The organism is Rhizobacter sp. Root1238 (assembly GCF_001425825.1).
GTDB lineage: Bacteria > Pseudomonadota > Gammaproteobacteria > Burkholderiales > Burkholderiaceae_C > Rhizobacter.
In genome coordinates, this window is the sequence record NZ_LMDM01000023.1 from 63,005 (window position 1) to 81,089 (window position 18,085).

Below are 18,085 nucleotides of genomic sequence, written 5' to 3' on the forward strand. Positions count from 1 at the left end.
AGCTCAGAGAGTCCCTCTCTATAGGGTGGGTACGTGGCGATGTGCCACGCCACACAGGCGGTATCTCAACTGCCTGTTCTTACCATGACGACAAGCACCCTTACCTTCAGCGTTTCACTCGCCGCGACGGCTGCTGACCTGCGTGACGTCTGCAGCGTCCGGGCTCACGCCTATGGTCACCACGTTCCGCAGATGCAGGAGACCTTGGCGGTGCCCGACGCCACCGACGGCCAGCGCGGCACGGCGATCCTGCTGTGCCGCGACAAGGCCACCGGCTCGGCCATCGGCACCGCGCGGATCCAGCGCAACGTGGTGGTACCGCTGCAGCTGGAAGGCAGCGTGATCCTGCCGCGGTGGCTGGCCGACGAGCCGCGCGCCGAACTGACCCGGCTGGCCGTGTTGCCGGGTGTCGATCCGCAGACCCGGCTGATGCTGATGAAGGCGGCCTACCTGTATTGCCTGGCGAGCCAGGTCCGCTGGATGGTGATCGGTGCGCGCAGCAATGCGCTGATCAGGATCTACCAGGGCCTGGGTTTCACGGACGTGCTGGGGGCCGATGATCGCGTCCCGCTGGCCCATGCCGGCAACCTGCCGCATCGCATCCTGGCCTTCGACGTCACCGCCGCCGAACGGACCTGGCTGGCGTCAGGCCATGGGCTGTATCCGTTCATGATCGAGACGTTCCACCCGGACGTGCACCTGTTCCCGAGAGAATCCATGCCGCCTCTTCACGGGGAGGTTCGTCAGGCAGCGTGACACCGGGTGCCGGCAAGGCGCCACCCCACTGCGCCAGGACCTGCATCAATTCCTGGCGGTTGAAGGGCTTGGCGAGCAGATCGTCCATGCCGGCCTCGGCGCAGGCTCGCCGATCCTCGTCGGTCGAGGTCGCGGTGATCGCGATGATCGGTACGCGGGGAAGGCACAAGGTGTGCTCCTGGGCCCGGATTTCGCGAGTGGCGGTCTGCCCGTCCATCGTCGGCATCTGGCAGTCCATCAGCACGAGGTCGGGCCGCTGCGATTCGCGCAGCGCTCGCCCGACGGCATCGTGCCCGTTGTTCACGCGCTCGTGGGACAGGCCTTGCTGCTTGAGGTAGGCGCAGACGATCAATGCGGACACGTCGTCGTCCTCGGCGACCAGCACGCGCCGCAGGTCGATTGCCGGCGCCGCCATCGATGCGCCATCCTCGGTCTCGCCGGGTGCCGCGGTCGATGGAAGCCGGGCGCAGAACACGAACTGGGAGCCGAGACACGCCTTGCTGTGCACGCGGAGCGAGCCGCCCATCGCTTCGGCCAGTTCACGGGCGATGATGAGACCGAGGCCGCCATGGTTGCGCGCCGGCGGGTCGGTCCCGGAATCCAGCGCAGAGGGCGCGTCGAAGAGGTGGTCCTGGTCGGCCCGTGCGATGCCCGGGCCCGTGTCGATCACTTCGACCTCGATCATGTCCGGCGCGCTGCCGCGCGTCAGGTTCATTTCCACCCGGCCCTTCTCGGTGAACTTGACGGCATTGCCCAGCAGGTTGTGCAGCACCTGCCTGAAGCGGGCGGCGTCGCCGACCACCCAGCTCGGGCGGGGGAATGCATGCGACATCGAGAAGTCGAGGCCCTTGTCGGTGGCGCGCAATGCGAACACGTCCGCCACCAGGCCCGCCTGCGTGACGATGTCGAACACCTCGTGCCGGATCGGGAAGTGCCCGGTCTCGATGCGCGAGACGTCGATCAGGTCGTTGATCAGCCGCAGCAGGTGCGTGCCCGACGATTCGATCAGTTCGAGGCGGTGCTGCACCGCCGGCTCGCCGGCTTCGAGATGGAGCAGCCGCGCGACGCCGAGGATGCCGTGCAGCGGCGTGCGCAGCTCATGGCTGATGTTGGCGAGGAACTGGGTCTTGACCTCGATCTGTCGTTGCGCGAGTTCGAGTGCAGCCGCCTTCTCGTGGGCCAGCGCCTGGGCCTCGAGCCGCAGCAGGATGCTGGCGGTGAGCCGCCGTTCGGCCCCGCGGGCCGTGAGCAGTTGCAGTCCGAACAGCATCAGCAACCCCAGGCTGCCGACCACGCCGACCTGATCGGCCCGCAGCGCGAGCCCGAGTGCCGTCGGCACCATGATCGGCCCGACATAGGCGGCCGTGGCCAGCAGCCTCGCCTGCAGCCCGAACGTGGCCACGCAGGTCACGCAGGCCAACGCCGCGGCGACGAAGGACGAGACCTGCACCGGCTGGTGCATCAGCCACAGGCCGGCCAAGCCCCAGATGGCGCCATCGAGGGCGAGCAGCCCGTAGGTCAGTTGTCGCCAGCCGCGGGTGGCCGGCAGGCCGGCGCGCGCATGCTTGTGGGCCGACAAGATCCGCAATGCCGACATGCCCAGCTTGACGACCATCCAGCCACGCACCCAGTCGATCGGGGTCGAGCCCGACCAGTAGATGGCCAGCAACACCGCGAACGCGGTCGCGAGCAGGGTGCCGGCCCGCGTGTGAAGCAACACCATGCGCAACAGTTCGGCCGCGACATGCTCGGCGTGGGCGGCGTCCAGCGGCGGTATCGGCCTGGGCTCGCCAGCGGTGCCCAGCCCCGGGACGTCTGCCGACATGCGATGTGGTGCCATGGGTGGTCTCCCTCGGCACGCAGTATGCGACCGGGGCAGGCAGGTCGCCTTATTTCTGGACATACGTACACTCGTGGATGGCCTGCCCCCTCCCGATCCGATGACCATCCTGCTGGCCCCGATGGAAGGCTTGCTCGACTTCACGCTGCGCGACGTGCTCACGCGCGTCGGCGGCATCGACCGTTGCGTTTCCGAATTCATCCGCGTCACCGGCACCCTGCTGCCGGAACGCGTCTTCCTGCGCATCGTTCCGGAGCTGCGCCATGGCGGGCGCACGCCGAGCGGCGTGCCGGTCAGCGCGCAACTGCTCGGCTCCGACCCGGTGTGCCTGGCCGAGAACGCGGCGCGACTGGCCTCGCTCGGGCCGGCCGGCATCGATCTCAACTTCGGGTGCCCCGCGAAGGTCGTGAACCGCCATGGCGGCGGGGCCGCGCTGCTGCAGGATCCGGAGCTGCTGGGGCGCATCGTCTCGGCGGTGCGTCGCGCGGTGCCGAGGGCGGTGCCGGTGACGGCCAAGATGCGCCTCGGCTTCGACGACGACCTGCGGGCCGTGGAGTGTGCGCAGGCCATCGCAGGCGCGGGTGCGTCCGAACTGGTCGTGCATGCCCGCACCAAGGCGCATGGCTACCGGCCTCCGGCCTACTGGGACCGGGTGCCTGCGGTGCGTGCGGCGGTGCCGATCCCGGTGATCGCGAACGGCGAGATCTGGACCGTCGACGATGCGCAGCGCTGCCGCGAGGTGTCGGGCTGCGATGCGCTGATGCTCGGTCGCGGGATGGTCGCGGATCCGGGCCTGGCACACGCCATCGCGCGCCCGGGCACATCGCTCGGCTGGGCGCAGTTGCTGCCGCTGATGATGCACTTCTGGCAACTCGTGTGCGGGCATGTCGAACCGCGCCATCGGGCCGGCCGGCTGAAGCAGTGGCTGAACTACCTGCGCCGCAGGTACCCCGAGGCGGAAGACGCCTACCAGCGGGTGCGCACCGTCAGCGACCCCGACCTGCTCGAGCTGCAACTGCAACAGTGGGTCCGCTCCAGTCACACAGCCGTACACGCGCGACATCAGGCCGTTACAGAGGTGCCCGCATAATCGGCCGACTCCATTCAAGGATCCTGCCCCGTGAAAAGACCGACCCGTGCCCTGTTGATCGCCGCCCTCGTGCTCCCGTTGCTGCAGGCCTGCGGCGGCAACAGCGAAGAAGACCAGGGCTCGGTGCGCCTGGTCAACGCCACCACGGACTTCGCGCTGCTGGACGCCTACCGTGACGACTCGGGGATGGTCAACAGCGTGGCTGCCGGGTCCGCCAGCGGCTATGCCAACCTCGATGAGGACGACTACACCTTCAAGATTTCCCAGACCGGCTCCGGCACCACGGCTGCCAGCACCGGGGGATCGGTGTCGGCGGGCTCCCACTACGCACTGCTCGCCTATGCGAGCGGCTCGGCACTGCAGGTCAGTTACCTGACGGAAGACGAAGATGCGCCGAGTTCGGGCCAGGCCAAGCTGCGCTTCATGAACACCGCCGGCGTCGAGGCGGGCGCTGTCGACGTGTACGTCGGCCAGGTCGCGTGCAACGCGCTCGGGTCCACCTCCATTGCCGCGGCGAGCGGCCTGTCGACGTCGACCTCGGCGACCAGCCCGACCGCGTACACCACATTCGGCGCCGGCACGTACCACGTGTGCGTGACGGCTGCCAACGTCAAGAGCGACGTGCGCCTGGACATCCCGGCGCTGACCCTCGGCAACCAGCAGGTCGCCACGCTCGTGCTGACGCGCAGCAGCGGTGGCGTGCTGGTGAACGGACTGGTCGTCAGCCAACGGGGTGCCGTGACGCCGAGCGCCAACCTGTCGACGCGCGTGCGCGTGGTCACCAGCACCTTGGCGACAACCGACAAGGTCAGCGTCGCGGTCAACGGCACGGCCATCGCCACCAACTATCCGGCGGCCAACATCGGCGGCTACCGGCTGGTGACGGCCGGCACGCTGGCCGTCACGGTCAACGGGGCGAGCGTCGATGTCGGCACCGCGAACGCACCGTCGGGCGGCGACCTGACGCTGCTGGTGACCGGCGACTTGGCCTCGCCGAAACTGTCGGTGATCACCGACGACAACACGCCGTCGACCGGTGTCGCCGAGCCGGTCAAGCTGCGGTTGATCAACGGCGTCAACGGTCTATCAGGCGGCGTGACGCTCACGCTGGATAACGACATCATCGGCGACGACGTCGCGTTCGGCACCGCGTCGGCACCGATGACGGTGGCCGCCAGCGACAAGTCGGCAACGATCGCCGCCAACAACGGGTCGAACTTGCTGTGGCAAACGACCGATCAGACCTTGACGGCCGGGAAGGTGTACACCGTGTTCGTGCTCGGCAACGCCACGACGGTGGGAACCGACACCAAGCTGCGCGCCGATCGCTGAGGCGCAGCGCTCAAGGGTTTCTCCCCTCGGCGCCCACCGGCTCCAGGGGGGATGTTTCGAAAGTCGGCACGCGTATAGTCGGTCGCATCCGGAGGGTGCGGCGATGTTGTTGCAGCGCGCGTTCAGGGCCGTTGATGTTCTGATGGTCGAAGACAACCCGGGCGATGTCCGCCTGACGCGCGAAGCACTGCGCCGCAACGGGAACGACCTGCGCCTGCACCATGCCGAAGACGGCATCTCCGCGATGCAGTTCCTGCGCCGCGACGCCCCCTACGACGCGGCACCGAGGCCTGACCTGATCCTGCTCGACCTGAACCTGCCGCTGATGGGCGGCCGCGATGTCCTCGCGGCCATCAAGTCCGATGCGACGCTGCGGTCCATCCCGGTGATCGTGCTGAGCACCTCGCAATCGGACGACGACGTGGCCCACGCCTACGACCTGCAGGCGAACTGCTTCATCAGCAAGCCCGCTGACCTGCACGAGTTCAACCAGGTCATCCGCAACATCGAGCGCTTCTGGCTGCAGACCGTGTGTCTGACCGGTCGTGGAGGCGCGACATGAGCAGCCTGCGGGTGCTGCTGATCGAGGACAGCCCCGGCGACGCTCGCCTGATCAAGGACATGCTTTCGCTGTCGCGCACCGATGACTTCGCGCTGAGCTGGTGCGAAACCCTGGATGCCGGTGCCCAGGCGCTGGCGGAGCGCTCTTTCGACGTGATGCTGCTCGACCTCGGCCTGCCCGGCACCTGGGGCATCGAGACGATGCGGCAGTTGCTGGCGCGGCCGGTGAAGGTGCCGGCGCTGGTGGTGATGAGCGGGCTCAGCGACGAGGCGGTCGCATTGGAGGCGATCCAGTCCGGCGCGCAGGATTACCTGGTCAAGGGCGAGGTCACCGCGGAGTTGCTGTCGAGGGCGATCCGCTATGCGATCGGACGCCGGCAGGCCGAGGACCTGGTCCGGGCCCACACCGCCGAACTGGTGATCGCGCGTGACCGTGCGGAGGTGGCCAACCGGGCCAAGAGCGCGTTCCTGGCGGCGATGAGCCACGACCTGCGAACGCCGCTCAACGGCGTGCTGGGCTTTGCGCAACTGCTGCAGCGCGACAAGAACCTGACACAGCGGCAGCAGGCGGGCGTGAATGCGATCCGCCAGAGCGGCGAACACCTGCTGACGCTGATCAACGACATCCTCGACCTCGCGAAGATCGAGGCCGGCAAGTTCGAGCTGTGCCCGACGGTGTTCGATCTCGCACGCTACCTCGATGGCCTGGTCGAGCTGATGGGGGTCAGGGCTAGGCAGAAGCCGGCCTTGCAGCTCGGTGCCGACTTGTCGAGCGGCCTGCCCGCGACGCTGCGCGCGGACGAGAAGCGCCTGCGGCAGGTGCTGCTGAACCTGCTCGACAACGCCGTCAAGTTCACCGAGCGCGGCGCGGTGACGCTGCGCGTGGGGCCGAGCGGGGCGCATGCGCTGCGCTTCGAAGTGCAGGACACCGGCGCAGGCATGGACGCCGCGCAGTTGTCACGGCTGTTCCAGCCGTTCGAGCAGGTGGGTGGGCTGGAGGATCGAAATCGTGGCACCGGGCTGGGCTTGGCGATCAGCCGGCAGTTCGTGCGCCTGATGGGCAGCGAGATCCACGTTCAGAGTGCGAAGGGAGAAGGCACGCGATTCTGGTTCGACCTGGCGATGGATGCCGTCGCTGGAGAAACGCCTGCCGCCGAATCGGCCCGCGGCTGCGTGATCGGCTATGCCGGGCCGCGCCGAAAGATCATGGTGGTCGACGACGTTGCGACCAACCGCGCGTTGCTGCTCGACATGCTGGACAGCCTCGGCTTCGAACTCTGCGAGGCCGGCGATGGCGCCGAGGCCCTGGCGCAGCTGGAAAGCAGCGCCCCGGACCTGATCCTGCTCGACATCCTGATGCCCCATGTCGGCGGGCTTGAAACCCTGGACCGGCTGCGCCGGACCCGGAGTCGGGTGTTCGTGATCGCGATCTCGGCGAGCGCGTCGATCGAGGACAAGGAACGCAGCCTGTCGGCCGGCGCCAATGCGTTCCTGACGAAGCCGATCAACCTGCAGGCCCTGATGGACCAGATGGGCGCGCTGCTGAACCTGGTGTGGATCCAGGAGGCCCGCGCGACACCATCGGCGTAGAGCCCGAAGGGGTTCTCAGCGCAGGATGTTCTGCGTGCGGGCGACCGCCTCGGTCCGGTTGCGAACGTTCATCACCTTGAAGATGCGCGACAGGTAGTTGCGCACCGTGTTCGGCGAAATGTTCAGCTCGGTCGAGATGCGCTTGTTGGGCATGCCCTGGCAGACGCATTTCAGCACGGCCGCTTCGCGTGGCGCGAGGTCGTAAGCAGCGGCGAGGTTCTCCTCGGCGTAGGTGTGCTCGCTGGCCTCGATGTCCGAGGTGCCGGCGACATGCGTCATCTCGTCCTCGGTCGGCATGTACTTGTTGCCGCCGAGCAGCGATGTCACCGCTTGCAGGATGTCGACCGCCGAGCGCGATTTGGGAATGAAGCCCGAGACGCCCACCGCCACAGCGCTCGACACGAAGCGCCGGGTGGTGTGCGTCGAGAACACCGCGATCGGCGGGCATGCCGGCAGCCTGCGCAGGAACACCACGCCGTTCAGGCTCGGACCGATGGGTGACGAGATGCCGAGCAGCACCAGGTCCACGGTTTCGTTCGAAAGGATGTTGCGTGCCGTCTGGAAATCGCCCGCGGCCAACGTGATCACCGGCCGCTCGAGCTTGTTCAGCAACAGGCTCACGGCGTCTCTGACGATCTCGTGGTCATCGACGATCAGAATCCTTGCTATTCCACTACTGCTGGTCATACCTGCCTCGATGTTGAAAGATGAGAGTCCGGTCCCTGGATCTAGGTGTGATGCCACCGTGCGGGGGCGTCAACTTGTAGGTTCAGGCTGCGTGAGCCCTGATGCCGATGTTGGAACTGCCATGTGCAGGCAGCATGGGTGCTTCGTGCATGTTGTCTGCACATCCTGCGCCGCTTGTCTCTGAACGCTTGTGCAACGTGCCTGTGGCTTGCTCGCGCAGCACGGACAGCAAGGTGATGGAAGGTCCGGAGGTCTTGCCGCGCATGCTCGCGGAGTCGTGCGCCTTGCTGGCTTGCCGCGCGCGAAGAATGTCTTCACGACGCCGGGCCAGTGCGAGTTCGCTCTGCAGCAGGTCGATCTGGCTGTTGGCGTGCTGGAGAAACTCGCTGGTGGCGGCGCGTTGGGCGTCGAACTGACGGCGCAGCAGAGACAGCCGCCGATCGAAGCACCGGCGGGTCTGCCACCAGATGGCGAGCAGTGTCGGAAGGAGAAGCAGGCTGGCGGGCAGCAGCGTCGGCATGCTGGCCAAGGGGTTCGGAGAAAAATCCATGGTCTTTCCCGTTCGGTGCGAAGGCCACTGGGTTCAGCGGCCTTCAGGGTTGCGGTCTTCGGTGCGGTGAATGATCTCGATCCCGGCTGCGGTTGGCTATGGACGAATGCCGCGTCTGGTTCAGGTCAAAGTCAACAAATGCCAACTGCAATCGGTCGCTGAAAAGGCACAAGGGTCTGGTTGAACTATCGATCGATTTGACCGCGAGCTCGATGAGCCCTTTGTCAACAATTGACAAGTGACCGGTGTCGTTTTGGCTGGGGCGGCGCGGCCGCCGGCGAGCGGTCGATCAGGTGTCGTCGCGCATCGCGCTGCGCACCAGCTGCAGTGCAGCCTTGGACTGGAACTGCTCTGCCAGGCGCTGCAGGCGCAGCGCGAAGGGGCGGCACGCGTCGGAGCTGGCCGCCAGCTCGGCGGCATGCGCGGCAAGATCCTGCATGTTGCCGAACTCGGCCAGCCGCAGCAGCACCTCGAGTCGAGCGCGATCGGGCACCTCGCCGGATGCGGCATCGCCGCTCTCGTCCTCCGGCGAGGCACGCTGCGCGGTGTCGATTTCAAGCCATTCCAGCTGCAGCAGGCGGCCGATGGCGTTGATCAAGGCCGTCAGCGTGAACGGCTTGGGCAGGAAGGCATCGGCGCCGACGTCCAGCGTGTGCTGGTGGTCCGATGCCGATGCGCTGGCCGAGATCGCGATGATGCGCACGTCGCGCAGCATCGGCATTTCGCGAATGCGCCGGGTGGTATCGAAGCCGTCCATCACCGGCATCACGCTGTCCATCAGGATCAGGTCGGGCCGGTGTTCGAGCGCGACCTGCAGCCCTGCGGCGCCGTCGGGCGCTTCGAGCATCTCGAATCCCTTGGCGCTCAGGAACGTGATCAGCGGCCTGCGATTGGCTTCGGTGTCGTCGATGACCAGCAGCTTGCGCGGCGGTCCGCGGTACCCGGCGATGGTCTGGGCCATGCGGTCGAGCGCGGCCGTCGTGGTGAGGGCGGTCTGTTCGAGCGGCAGGTCGAGCTCGAAACAGAAATGGCTGCCATGCCCGATCCGGCTGCTGACGATGATGTCGCTGCCCATCAGCGCCACCAGCTGGCGGCTGATCGCCAGGCCCAGCCCGGTGCCGCCGAAGCGGCGCTGCACGTCGGCGGCCTGCTCGAAGGGCCGGAAGATGGCGCCCAGCTTGTCCGGGTCGATGCCGATGCCGGTGTCGTGGATCTCGAAGCGCAGGCGAACTTCCTTCATGCTGCGGTGCGTCTCGTGGATCACCAGGGCGACCTCGCCGGCGTCGGTGAACTTGACCGCGTTGCTCAGCAGGTTCAGCAGGATCTGGCGCAGCCGCGTGCTGTCCACCGAGACGGCGGTGCTCTCGCTGCTGTGGTCCTCGAAGCGGAACCTCAACGCCTTTTCCTGGACCCGGATGCGGATGATATCGGTGATCGCGCTGAGGAAGGTCTTCAGCATCACCGGCTCGGGGAAGAGTTCGAGGCGACCGGCCTCGATGCGCGACAGATCGAGCAGGTCGTTGATCAGCAGCAGCAGGTGCTCCGCGCTCTGGTGGATGGTCCGCACGCCCTGCAGCTGTTCCCTGTCGAGCCGCGGATCGATCTGGAACAGCTGCGCGTAGCTCATGATCGCGTTCAGCGGCGTACGCAGTTCGTGGCTCATGTTGGCCAGGAAGCTGCTCTTGGCCCGGTTGGCGACCTCGGCCGATTCCTTGGCGGAGCGCAGTTCGGCGGTGCGTTCGCGCACGGTGATCTCGAGGTTGGTCTGGTTGAGCTGCAACTGCCCCAGCATCGCGTTGAACTGATCGACGAGGTCGCCCAGTTCGTCCCGGCTGCGCCGCGTCACGCGGCGCGGCGGCAGCCCCTGATGGATGTCGCGCGCGACGCGGGCGAGGTCTTCGATCTGCGACAGGCTCGCATGGAGCAGCACGGTCGCGAAGATCAGCCCGATCGCGAGCGAGGCGCCCAGCGCGCTGAGCAGCGGCAGCGACTGCCGCTGCCACTGCGACACCGCCGTCGGTGCGACGCCGAACAGGCGCAGCTCGCCGGTGCGCACGCCGTCGAGCATGACGTCCAGCGAGACGGTCAGCGTCATGCCTTCCGGGCCGGGCTGCGGCTGCGGCGCGGCATACGAGGCGAACAGGCGCCCGCGTGCATCGTAGAGATCGGCACGGGTGGCAGCGGTCTGGCCGCGCAATGCCGACAGCGTCTCGCCGGCCGCCGCCGCGTTGCCGAAGGCCAGCGCGGCGGCCGTGCCCTCGGCCATCACGGCTGCCAACGCTTGCATCTGCTGGCGCGCCGCGAGCTGCTGCTCGGCGATCTGCCGCCCGACCTGCCAGCTGCCGAGGGCGAGCAGCCCGCAGGCCAGGCTCACCGCGAGCAGCAGGACCGTCTTGCGGCGCAGCGGCAGGTGCTGGCGACCGAACCAGCGCGCCGCCCGGACGAGCCAGTTTCTCGAGGCGATAGGCAGTCGTTGCGTCACGGCGCCTTGTCCTGGTTGACGGAGCGGGCGAGCCGCAGCAGTTGCGGCGACAGCACCAGCCGGGCACGCTCGGCCTGCGCGAGGTTGATGTCGAACTGCATGCGCTGGTCGCCGGTGAACAGCCGGATCGTCCCGCCGCTGCCCAGGAACATCGGATCGTCGCCGACGGTCAGCACCGGCAGCGATGCGACGGAGTGCAGCAGCGCGCTGCGGTTTTCGGCCGTGCCCGACACGTACAGCAGGTCGCAGCGGACGGCGTCGGTTGCGCCGGCGGCGATGCGGCGCAGCCGCACGGGCCGCCCGCGCACCATCGTGTTGTCCGCCGACGAGAACGCCTCGTACAGCGAATCGCCGGCAGACACGCAGAGCCGGAACGAATCGGCCGGGGCGCCTTCAGGCCAGGCCGTGTAGCGCGCGAAGTTGAGGGTGAAGGCGACGCGGATCGCGTCGATGCGAGCGGTATCGACCTGTGCCGTCAAGCTGCCGAGAGGAAGGCTGCACAGGACGGCGGCCAGGCCGCGTCGCAGGATCTGCGCCGTGGTGTCGAGGAAGGTGGCGTGGTTCAGCAGGCGTCCCGGCAAGGCAGCATCGAAGGCCATCGTGGGGGGCCATCTTGCCATGGGGAAGCCCGTATCGCCGTGGCCATCGCATCACGGCTGCGCCAGGCTGCCGACGTGCGGCGAGAGCGTGAAATGGAAGGTCGTTCCCTCGCCGGGCAGCGAGCTCACCCAGATGCGCCCGCCGTGGCGTTCGACGATCTTCTTGCACAGCGTCAGCCCGATGCCGGTGCCGTCGTACCGCGAGCGGCTGTGCAGCCGCTGGAACAGCACGAACACCCGCTCGAAGTGGGCCGGGGCAATGCCGATGCCGTCGTCGCTGACGGTGAAATGCCAGGCATCGCCGTCGTGCCGGACGCCGACATGCACCTTCGGGCCCGGACCGCTGCGGAACTTGATCGCATTGCCGATCAGGTTCTGGAACAGCTGCACCAGCTGGGTCTGGTCGGCCGCCACCACCGGCAGGTCGTCATGCGTCACGACGGCCTGGCTCTCCTCGACGGCGACGTGCAGGTTGCGCAGCGCGAGTTCGAGCACCTCGGTGCACGGCGTCTGCTGCAGCGGCCGTTCCTTGCTGACCAGGCGCGAGTAGTGGAGCAGGTCGTTGATCAGCTTCTGCAGCCGTTTCGCGCCGTCCACCGCATAGCCGATGAACTCGCGGCCGTCGTCGTCGAGCCGGTCCTGGTAGCGCTCCTCGACCAGCTGCAGGTAGCTCGCGATCATCCGCAACGGCTCCTGCAGGTCGTGAGAGGCCACATAGGCGAGCTGCTCCAGCTCGATGTTCGAGCGCCGCAAGGCCGCCTGCGTCAGCTCGTGGGCCGCGATCTCCTCGCGCAGGCTGGCGTTGCGGGCCTCGACGCGGCGCTGCAGCTGGTGCAGCGTCAGGTGCAGCCGCATGCGGGCGATGACCTCCGCGACGTCGAGCGGCTTGGTCACGTAGTCGACCGCGCCGACCGAGAAGCCGGTGAGCTTGTCGGGCGTCTCCGCCAGCGCCGTCATGAAGATCACCGGGATGTGGCTCGACGCCGGGGAGGCTTTCAGCCGGCGGCAGGTCTCGAAGCCGTCGAGCCCGGGCATCATCACGTCGAGCAGGATCAGGTCCGGGTGGACCAGCGCGGCGCGTTCGATCGCGTCCTCGCCGTCCTGCGCGACGGCGACGCGGTAGCCGTGGTGCGTCAGGAAGCGGGCGGCGGCTTCGAGGTTCGCCGGCAGGTCGTCGACCACCAGGATCGTCTGCGCGCCCGGCGGCGCGTCATCGGCGTCGTGCGGTGGTGTCTGGGTTCGCGGCGGCTCGTGCAGTGTCATGGCGCTCACAGGGTGGCTCCGGCAGGGGCATCGGCGGTGCGCGCATCGATGCGGAAGGTTTCGACATGCGAGCGCAGCGCGTCGGACGAGGTGCGCAGCGAGCGCACCGCCTCGGCCGTCCGGTCGATCCGGCCGGTGCTCTGCTGCGCGCCTCGTTCCAACGACACGAGTGCTGCGTCGACGTGGCCGATGCAGCGATTCTGCTCGTCGGCGGCGTTCGAGATCGATCCGAGCAGGCCCGTCAGCTGTTGCGCGTTGGCGACCAGCTCGTTCATCTTCAGGCTGGCGTCGCTGCTGATGCGCGTGCTGCTCTCGACCCGCTGCACGTTGGTGTCGATCAGGCCGCGGATCTCGCGTGCGGCCGACGCCGAGCGATCGGCCAGCGTGCGCACCTCGGCCGCCACCACCGCGAAGCCCTTGCCGGCCTGTCCGGCGCGGGCCGCTTCGACGGCCGCATTCAGTGCCAGCAGGTTGGTCTGGAACGCGATCGTGTCGACGACGCGCGTCACGTCGGCGATCGTGGTCGACAGCTCCCGCAGCTCGGCCATCGTCTGCACCTGGCTTTGCACCGCATGCTGGCCGGCGTGCGCGGCCTGCACGTTCGCATCGCACAGGCGGGCCGCGGTGTCGACCACCGTGCGGGTGTGCCCCGCGGCGTGCGAGATCCGCTGCATCGCGCCGGCGCACTGCTGCATGTGGCCGAGCGATTCGACGTTGCCGGCCACCAGCTGGCGGGCATGGCCGTCGAGGCGGGCGCTGGCGTCGAGCACATGGCCGCTCACCTGGCGCACGTCGCCGACGATGCCCGAGAACGACTGCTGCAGCGCCTTCGCGGCGGTGATGAGGCGCGCCGCTTCGTCGGTGCCCCAGGCCGTCGGCGCGCCGGTCAGGTCGCCATGCTGCATGCGCGCCATGTGTCGGGCGATCGCCTCGAGCCCGCCCTGCGTGGCCAGGCGGAACGACCAGAACAGGTAGGCGGCGAGCAGCAGGCTGCCCAGCAGCATCGAGATCACGGTGTTGCGGCGCACGCCGGTGTCGTGCAACCGTTGCCGGAGCATCCGTTCGGTGGCCGACAGCGCTTGCCCGTTCAAGGCCCAGTAGCCGTCGAACGCGCGCGTGCCGGCCGCCTTGAAGCGCGCCGCGTCGCCCTTGACCGCAGGGCCCAGCAGGTAGCGCCGTGCCAGCCCGCGCAGCTCGGAGGCCGCGGGCATGGCCTTGTCGACGCCGAGTTCGGCGCGCAGCGGCTCGCTCAACCTGAAGGCCTTGTCGAGGTGGTCGGACACCTGGGCCTCGAGGTACTCCATCACCGGCAGCGTGTCCGACAGCAGCCGCTGCTGCGGCGCGGAAATCTCGCCCGCCGCAAGGGCCTGGCTGCCCAGCGACAGCGCCTGTCCGATCCGGTCGGCCAGTTCGGGCACGGCGGCCACGGCGCCGGCGACGATGCGGCCGGTGGTCAGGTCGGGGTCCTGCGACAGGCCGGACTGCTCCATCACGATCCGCACCAGCGCCTGCTGGTCGGCGACCAGCTGCGTGTAGCGTTCGTACAGTTCGGTCGCGTCGGCGCCGTGCACCGGCGCAGCCGGCAGTTCGGGCGCCAGGGCCTGGAACGGTGCGGCCGCGTCGAAGACGTCGGCCATGGCCCGGTGCGTGGCCTGCAGCCGTGCATGCCGTTGCCGGTAGTCCTCCTGGTCCTTCGACCAGCCGCCGGCCGCGTCGAGCCCGGTTGCCTGCATCGCGCGCAGGCGCTGGGCCTGCGTGAATTGCACCAGCGGCAGCGCGTCCCGCAGGTAGCGCAGGCCGTGCAGCTCGCGCTCGGTGGCGACCGACGCGGCGGCCATGTCGCGCAGGTAGACGGCCCCGAGCATCGTGATCGGCACCATGAACACGGCCGAGATCATCAAGGCCTTGGCGTTGAAGGACAGGTGGCGGAACAGGCGGACACCGGGCGCCCAGACACCGTGGTAGCGGAAGAACTCCAGCATGCCGCCCGGCGGCACGGCATGCCGCGACACGGCGCGCTGCTCGGCAGGGCGGGCCGACGCTGGCAGGCCGGCGGCGGTGGCGGGTGTCGCGGATGACATGGGTACTGCTTCCTGTTCCAGGGGGTCACGCATCGGAACATTTGTGTTGCCGACTGTTGACAAATATCGCCGCACGCGACGCTTTGGTGAACGCTTCATTTGTCAACGAATGACAACTGACGGAACCGTCGCCGCGCTGGACGGCCAGTTGGCAGTTGTTGACAAAGCAGGGGTCCGTTTGGCGGGCACGGCGACGAAAACCGGATCACATTCCCGTCGCACGTTGTTCCCCCGAAGAAAGGAATTCATCATGAGCTGGATGCGTCCGTGGGCCCTGGCCCTGTGTCTTTCGACCCTGGGCTGGGGCGCTGCCGGGGCGGTCGACGACCCGCAGGTGGCGACGCCGCAAGACCGGCAGTGGCTGCTGCCCGACCTGCCGCCGCATCCCGACGACAACGCGCCGAGTGCCGCCCGCGTCGAGCTCGGGAAGATGCTGTTCTTCGACGCCCGCCTGTCGTCGGAGCGCAACCTGTCGTGCGCCGGCTGCCACAGCCCGCTGTATGGCTGGTCCGACGGCCTGGGCACGGCGAAGGGCTTCCGCAGCAAGGTGCTGGGCCGGGCGTCGCCGACCATCGTCAACACCGGCTACAACACCATCCAGATGTGGGACGGCCGCCGCGCGACGCTGGAGCACCAGGCGATGGGACCGATGGAGTCGATGGACGAGATGGCGATGAACCTCGACGCGCTGTTTGCGTGGCTGGCCGTCAACCCGGACTACCGGGCCGCCTTCGCCGCGGCCTACCCGGGCGAGCCGATCGACAAGACGACGACCTCGAAGGCGATCGCAGCCTTCGAGCGCACGGTGGTCAGCAACGATTCGCCGTTCGACCGCTGGCTGCGCGGCGATCGCCTGGCGATGACGGCCTCGCAGGTGAAAGGCTTCCGGCTGTTCACCGACCCGGACAAGGGCAATTGCGCCGGCTGCCACCAGGCGCCCAACTTCACCGACAACGGCTTCCACAACATCGGCCTCGCCTCGTATGGCCAGGAGAACCCGGACGTCGGCCGCTTCGCGATCAAGCCGGTGCCGTCGCTGAAGGGGGCGTTCAAGACGCCGACGCTGCGCGACGTGGCGCTGACCGCGCCGTACTTCCACGACGGGTCGGCGACGACGCTGCAGGAGGTCGTTGCGCACTACAACCGCGGCGGTGCGGTCCGCACCAACCTGTCGGCGAGCGTGAAGCCGCTGTCGCTGTCGAACGACGAGATGCGCGACATCGTCTCCTTCATGGAAGCGCTGACCACGCCGGCCAGGCCGTTCACGCTGCCCCGGTTGCCTGCCAACTGAATAAGGAGTCTTCCATGCAGTTCCCGCAGTTCCAATCCAGCAGGGCAGCCGCCGGCGCCGTCGTCGTGACGGCCGCCTGCCTGTTCGCTGCCCTGTCGGCGCAGGCCGCCGAGCATGTGCTGGCGCAGAAGGGCAAGGCGTTCTCCGTCAAGAAGCTCCAGGTGAAGGTGGGCGACACCGTCAAGTTCGTCAACGAGGATCCGTTCGCGCACAACGTGTTCTCGCTGTCCGATGCGAAGAGCTTCGACCTCGGCTCGTTCGGGCAGGGCGGCTCGAAGACGATCACGTTCGACAAGCCCGGCACCATCGAGGTCGAGTGCGCGGTCCACCCGGACATGCGCATGGTGATCGAGGTCGGCAAGTGAGGCCCCACGACAGCCGGGCGCTGTGGATCGGGGTGCTGGTCCTGGCCTGCCTGCTGAGCTGGGTCGGCGGCGTGCATGCCGAGCCGCTGCCGCGCGACAGCCGCGAGGCGGCGGTGTTCCGCGGCGGGCTGGTGTTCGCGAACTACTGCGTCACCTGCCATGGCATCAACGCCGATGGCAATGGCCGGGCGGCCCGCCTGTACGACCCGCGGCCGGCCAACCTGCGGGTCACCGACAAGAACGACACCTACCTCGGCCTGATCGTCAAGCTGGGCGGGCAGGCGCTGGGCCGCTCGCCGTTCATGCCGCCGTGGGGCGCCGAGCTGACCGAGGAGCAGATGCGCGACATCGTCGCCTACGTGCGCTCGCTGAACCTGCGCCCGGACGCGACGCCGTAGCGTCAACAGGCCCTGCCGGGCCACCCTAGGCCGGCGCGCATCCCGCTGGGGGATCGTTCGATGCACCCATCGAACGAGGGGTCGTCGTCCTCAGCCCTGCGCCCAGAACACCGCGAACCAGCCCTGCGGGTCGGTCCAGTGCCGCATCTGGCGGAAGCCCGATTCGCGCAGCAGCGCCTCGAAGCTGGCCACCGTGTACTTGTACGAGCTTTCAGTGTGGATGCGCTCGCCGGCCGCGAAGTGCCGGGTGTGTCCGGCCCAGCGCACATCGAGCTCGCGCACGGCCTGCAGGTGCATCTCGATGCGCGACAGCTCGGTGTCGAAGCGGGCCACATGCTGCCAGTCGGGCAGTTGGAAGTCGGTGCCGATGCGCCGGTTCAGGTGCGGCAGCAGGTTGCGGTTGAACGCCGCAGTGACGCCGAGTGCGTCGTCGTACGCGGCTTCCAGCAGGTGCGCCGGCTTCACCAGGTCGACGCCGATCAGCATGCCGCCGCCGCGCGCCTGTTCGCGCGCGCCGGCCAGCAGCCGCGAGGCCTGCTCGGGCGTGAAGTTGCCGATGCTCGATCCGGGGTAGAAGAAAACCGGCCGGTCGCGCAGCAGCTCGGTCGGCAGCACCAGCGCATTCGCGAAGTCCATGCCGAGGCCGGTGACGTTCAGCGCCGGGTGCGCGCGCTGCACGCCGGCCAGCGCCTCGCGCAGGAAGTCGACCGAGATGTCGATCGCGACATAGCGCGACGGCTTGAACTCGGGGAACAGCCGCACCGCCTTCGCGCAATTGCCGGCGCCCAGGTCGATCAGCGTCATGCCGCGGCCGATCGCGTCTGCCATCTCGCTGGCGTGCAGCTCGAAGATGGCGGCCTCGGTGCGCGTCGGGTAGTACTCCGGCAACTCGGTGATCGCCTCGAACAGGTGCGAGCCCAGGCTGTCGTAGAAATACTTGGGTGCCACTTCGGCCCGCGCCTTCAGCAGCCCGGCCGTCACCTCGGCCAGCGTCGCGGTTTCGGGCGGCAGCTTGTTCTGCATGAACTGCGGCTGCAACGGCGCGCCGCGACTCGGCAGGCCGACCAGTGCAGGGCGGCGGCCAGCGCCGCCGGCGGGCGCATCACGGCGGGAATCTTTCAATGCCAACAACGGGTCCATGCAGGTCTCCTCGGGGGTGGGAGGCATCTTGCCGGATGCCCCGGAAGTTTGTCGACCGGA

The 18,085-nt window shown here is 68.3% G+C and carries 16 protein-coding genes; 8 read left to right on the forward strand and 8 right to left on the reverse strand.

Annotation, left to right across the window (positions count from 1 at the left end):
* Window positions 1-84 precede the first annotated feature (84 nt).
* Window positions 85-756, forward strand: a complete 672-nt coding sequence (locus ASC98_RS17115; protein ID WP_056820261.1) for a hypothetical protein — start codon at window positions 85-87, stop codon at window positions 754-756.
* Here the strand turns inward: ASC98_RS17115 and ASC98_RS17120 are convergent.
* Window positions 668-2,704 (reverse strand): response regulator, encoded by a 2,037-nt coding sequence (locus ASC98_RS17120; protein ID WP_162249231.1) that lies wholly within the window; start codon window positions 2,702-2,704, stop codon window positions 668-670. The genes ASC98_RS17115 and ASC98_RS17120 overlap by 89 nt on opposite strands.
* On the opposite strand from ASC98_RS17120, the gene ASC98_RS17125 reads away from it, so the two are divergent.
* The 4 genes from ASC98_RS17125 to ASC98_RS17140 all read left to right on the forward strand — a co-directional run bounded on the left by ASC98_RS17125 (window position 2,697) and on the right by ASC98_RS17140 (window position 7,169).
* A complete protein-coding gene (locus tag ASC98_RS17125; protein ID WP_056811402.1) occupies window positions 2,697-3,686 on the forward strand; it encodes a tRNA-dihydrouridine synthase in 990 nt (329 codons plus the stop codon). The genes ASC98_RS17120 and ASC98_RS17125 overlap by 8 nt on opposite strands.
* Window positions 3,687-3,716: 30 nt before the next feature.
* Window positions 3,717-5,018: a DUF4397 domain-containing protein gene (locus ASC98_RS17130; RefSeq protein ID WP_082541632.1), complete on the forward strand. Its 1,302-nt coding sequence runs from the start codon at window positions 3,717-3,719 to the stop codon at window positions 5,016-5,018.
* Between the two features lie 142 nt (window positions 5,019-5,160).
* Entirely contained in the window at window positions 5,161-5,580 is a 420-nt protein-coding gene (locus ASC98_RS17135) for a response regulator (protein WP_235581300.1), read from the forward strand.
* Entirely contained in the window at window positions 5,577-7,169 is a 1,593-nt protein-coding gene (locus ASC98_RS17140) for a response regulator (protein ID WP_056811394.1), read from the forward strand. The genes ASC98_RS17135 and ASC98_RS17140 overlap by 4 nt, the downstream gene beginning before the upstream one ends.
* 15 nt (window positions 7,170-7,184) lie before the next feature.
* Here the strand turns inward: ASC98_RS17140 and ASC98_RS17145 are convergent, their stop codons facing one another.
* The 6 genes from ASC98_RS17145 to ASC98_RS17170 all read right to left on the reverse strand — a co-directional run bounded on the left by ASC98_RS17145 (window position 7,185) and on the right by ASC98_RS17170 (window position 14,831).
* Window positions 7,185-7,856 carry a response regulator transcription factor gene (locus ASC98_RS17145; protein WP_082541633.1) on the reverse strand — a complete coding sequence of 224 codons (672 nt, stop codon included), beginning with the start codon at window positions 7,854-7,856 and terminating at the stop codon, window positions 7,185-7,187.
* Window positions 7,857-7,938: 82 nt separating this feature from the next.
* Window positions 7,939-8,406 carry a hypothetical protein gene (locus ASC98_RS17150; protein ID WP_056811355.1) on the reverse strand — a complete coding sequence of 156 codons (468 nt, stop codon included), beginning with the start codon at window positions 8,404-8,406 and terminating at the stop codon, window positions 7,939-7,941.
* A 289-nt stretch (window positions 8,407-8,695) separates the two neighbouring features.
* A complete protein-coding gene (locus ASC98_RS17155) occupies window positions 8,696-10,888 on the reverse strand; it encodes an ATP-binding protein (RefSeq protein ID WP_056811352.1) in 2,193 nt (730 codons plus the stop codon).
* Window positions 10,885-11,487 (reverse strand): YfiR family protein, encoded by a 603-nt coding sequence (locus tag ASC98_RS17160; protein ID WP_056811349.1) that lies wholly within the window; start codon window positions 11,485-11,487, stop codon window positions 10,885-10,887. Before ASC98_RS17160 ends, ASC98_RS17155 begins: the two co-directional genes overlap by 4 nt.
* Window positions 11,488-11,538: 51 nt before the next feature.
* Window positions 11,539-12,750, reverse strand: a complete 1,212-nt coding sequence (locus tag ASC98_RS17165) for an ATP-binding protein (RefSeq protein ID WP_082541635.1) — start codon at window positions 12,748-12,750, stop codon at window positions 11,539-11,541.
* Between the two features lie 5 nt (window positions 12,751-12,755).
* A complete protein-coding gene (locus ASC98_RS17170; protein ID WP_056811346.1) occupies window positions 12,756-14,831 on the reverse strand; it encodes a methyl-accepting chemotaxis protein in 2,076 nt (691 codons plus the stop codon).
* A gap of 250 nt (window positions 14,832-15,081) precedes the next feature.
* On the opposite strand from ASC98_RS17170, the gene ASC98_RS17175 reads away from it, so the two are divergent.
* From ASC98_RS17175 to ASC98_RS30545, 3 genes are read left to right on the forward strand one after another with little or no spacing between them, the layout of a single operon-like run.
* Window positions 15,082-16,122 (forward strand): cytochrome-c peroxidase, encoded by a 1,041-nt coding sequence (locus ASC98_RS17175; protein ID WP_056811343.1) that lies wholly within the window; start codon window positions 15,082-15,084, stop codon window positions 16,120-16,122.
* A gap of 14 nt (window positions 16,123-16,136) precedes the next feature.
* A complete protein-coding gene (locus ASC98_RS17180; RefSeq protein ID WP_082541637.1) occupies window positions 16,137-16,487 on the forward strand; it encodes a plastocyanin/azurin family copper-binding protein in 351 nt (116 codons plus the stop codon).
* Window positions 16,484-16,885 (forward strand): cytochrome c, encoded by a 402-nt coding sequence (locus ASC98_RS30545; RefSeq protein ID WP_056811340.1) that lies wholly within the window; start codon window positions 16,484-16,486, stop codon window positions 16,883-16,885. Before ASC98_RS17180 ends, ASC98_RS30545 begins: the two co-directional genes overlap by 4 nt.
* 90 nt (window positions 16,886-16,975) lie before the next feature.
* Here ASC98_RS30545 and egtD read toward each other — a convergent pair whose 3' ends face one another.
* A complete protein-coding gene (egtD, locus tag ASC98_RS17190) occupies window positions 16,976-18,025 on the reverse strand; it encodes an L-histidine N(alpha)-methyltransferase (RefSeq protein ID WP_082541638.1) in 1,050 nt (349 codons plus the stop codon).
* Window positions 18,026-18,085: the final 60 nt, after the last annotated feature.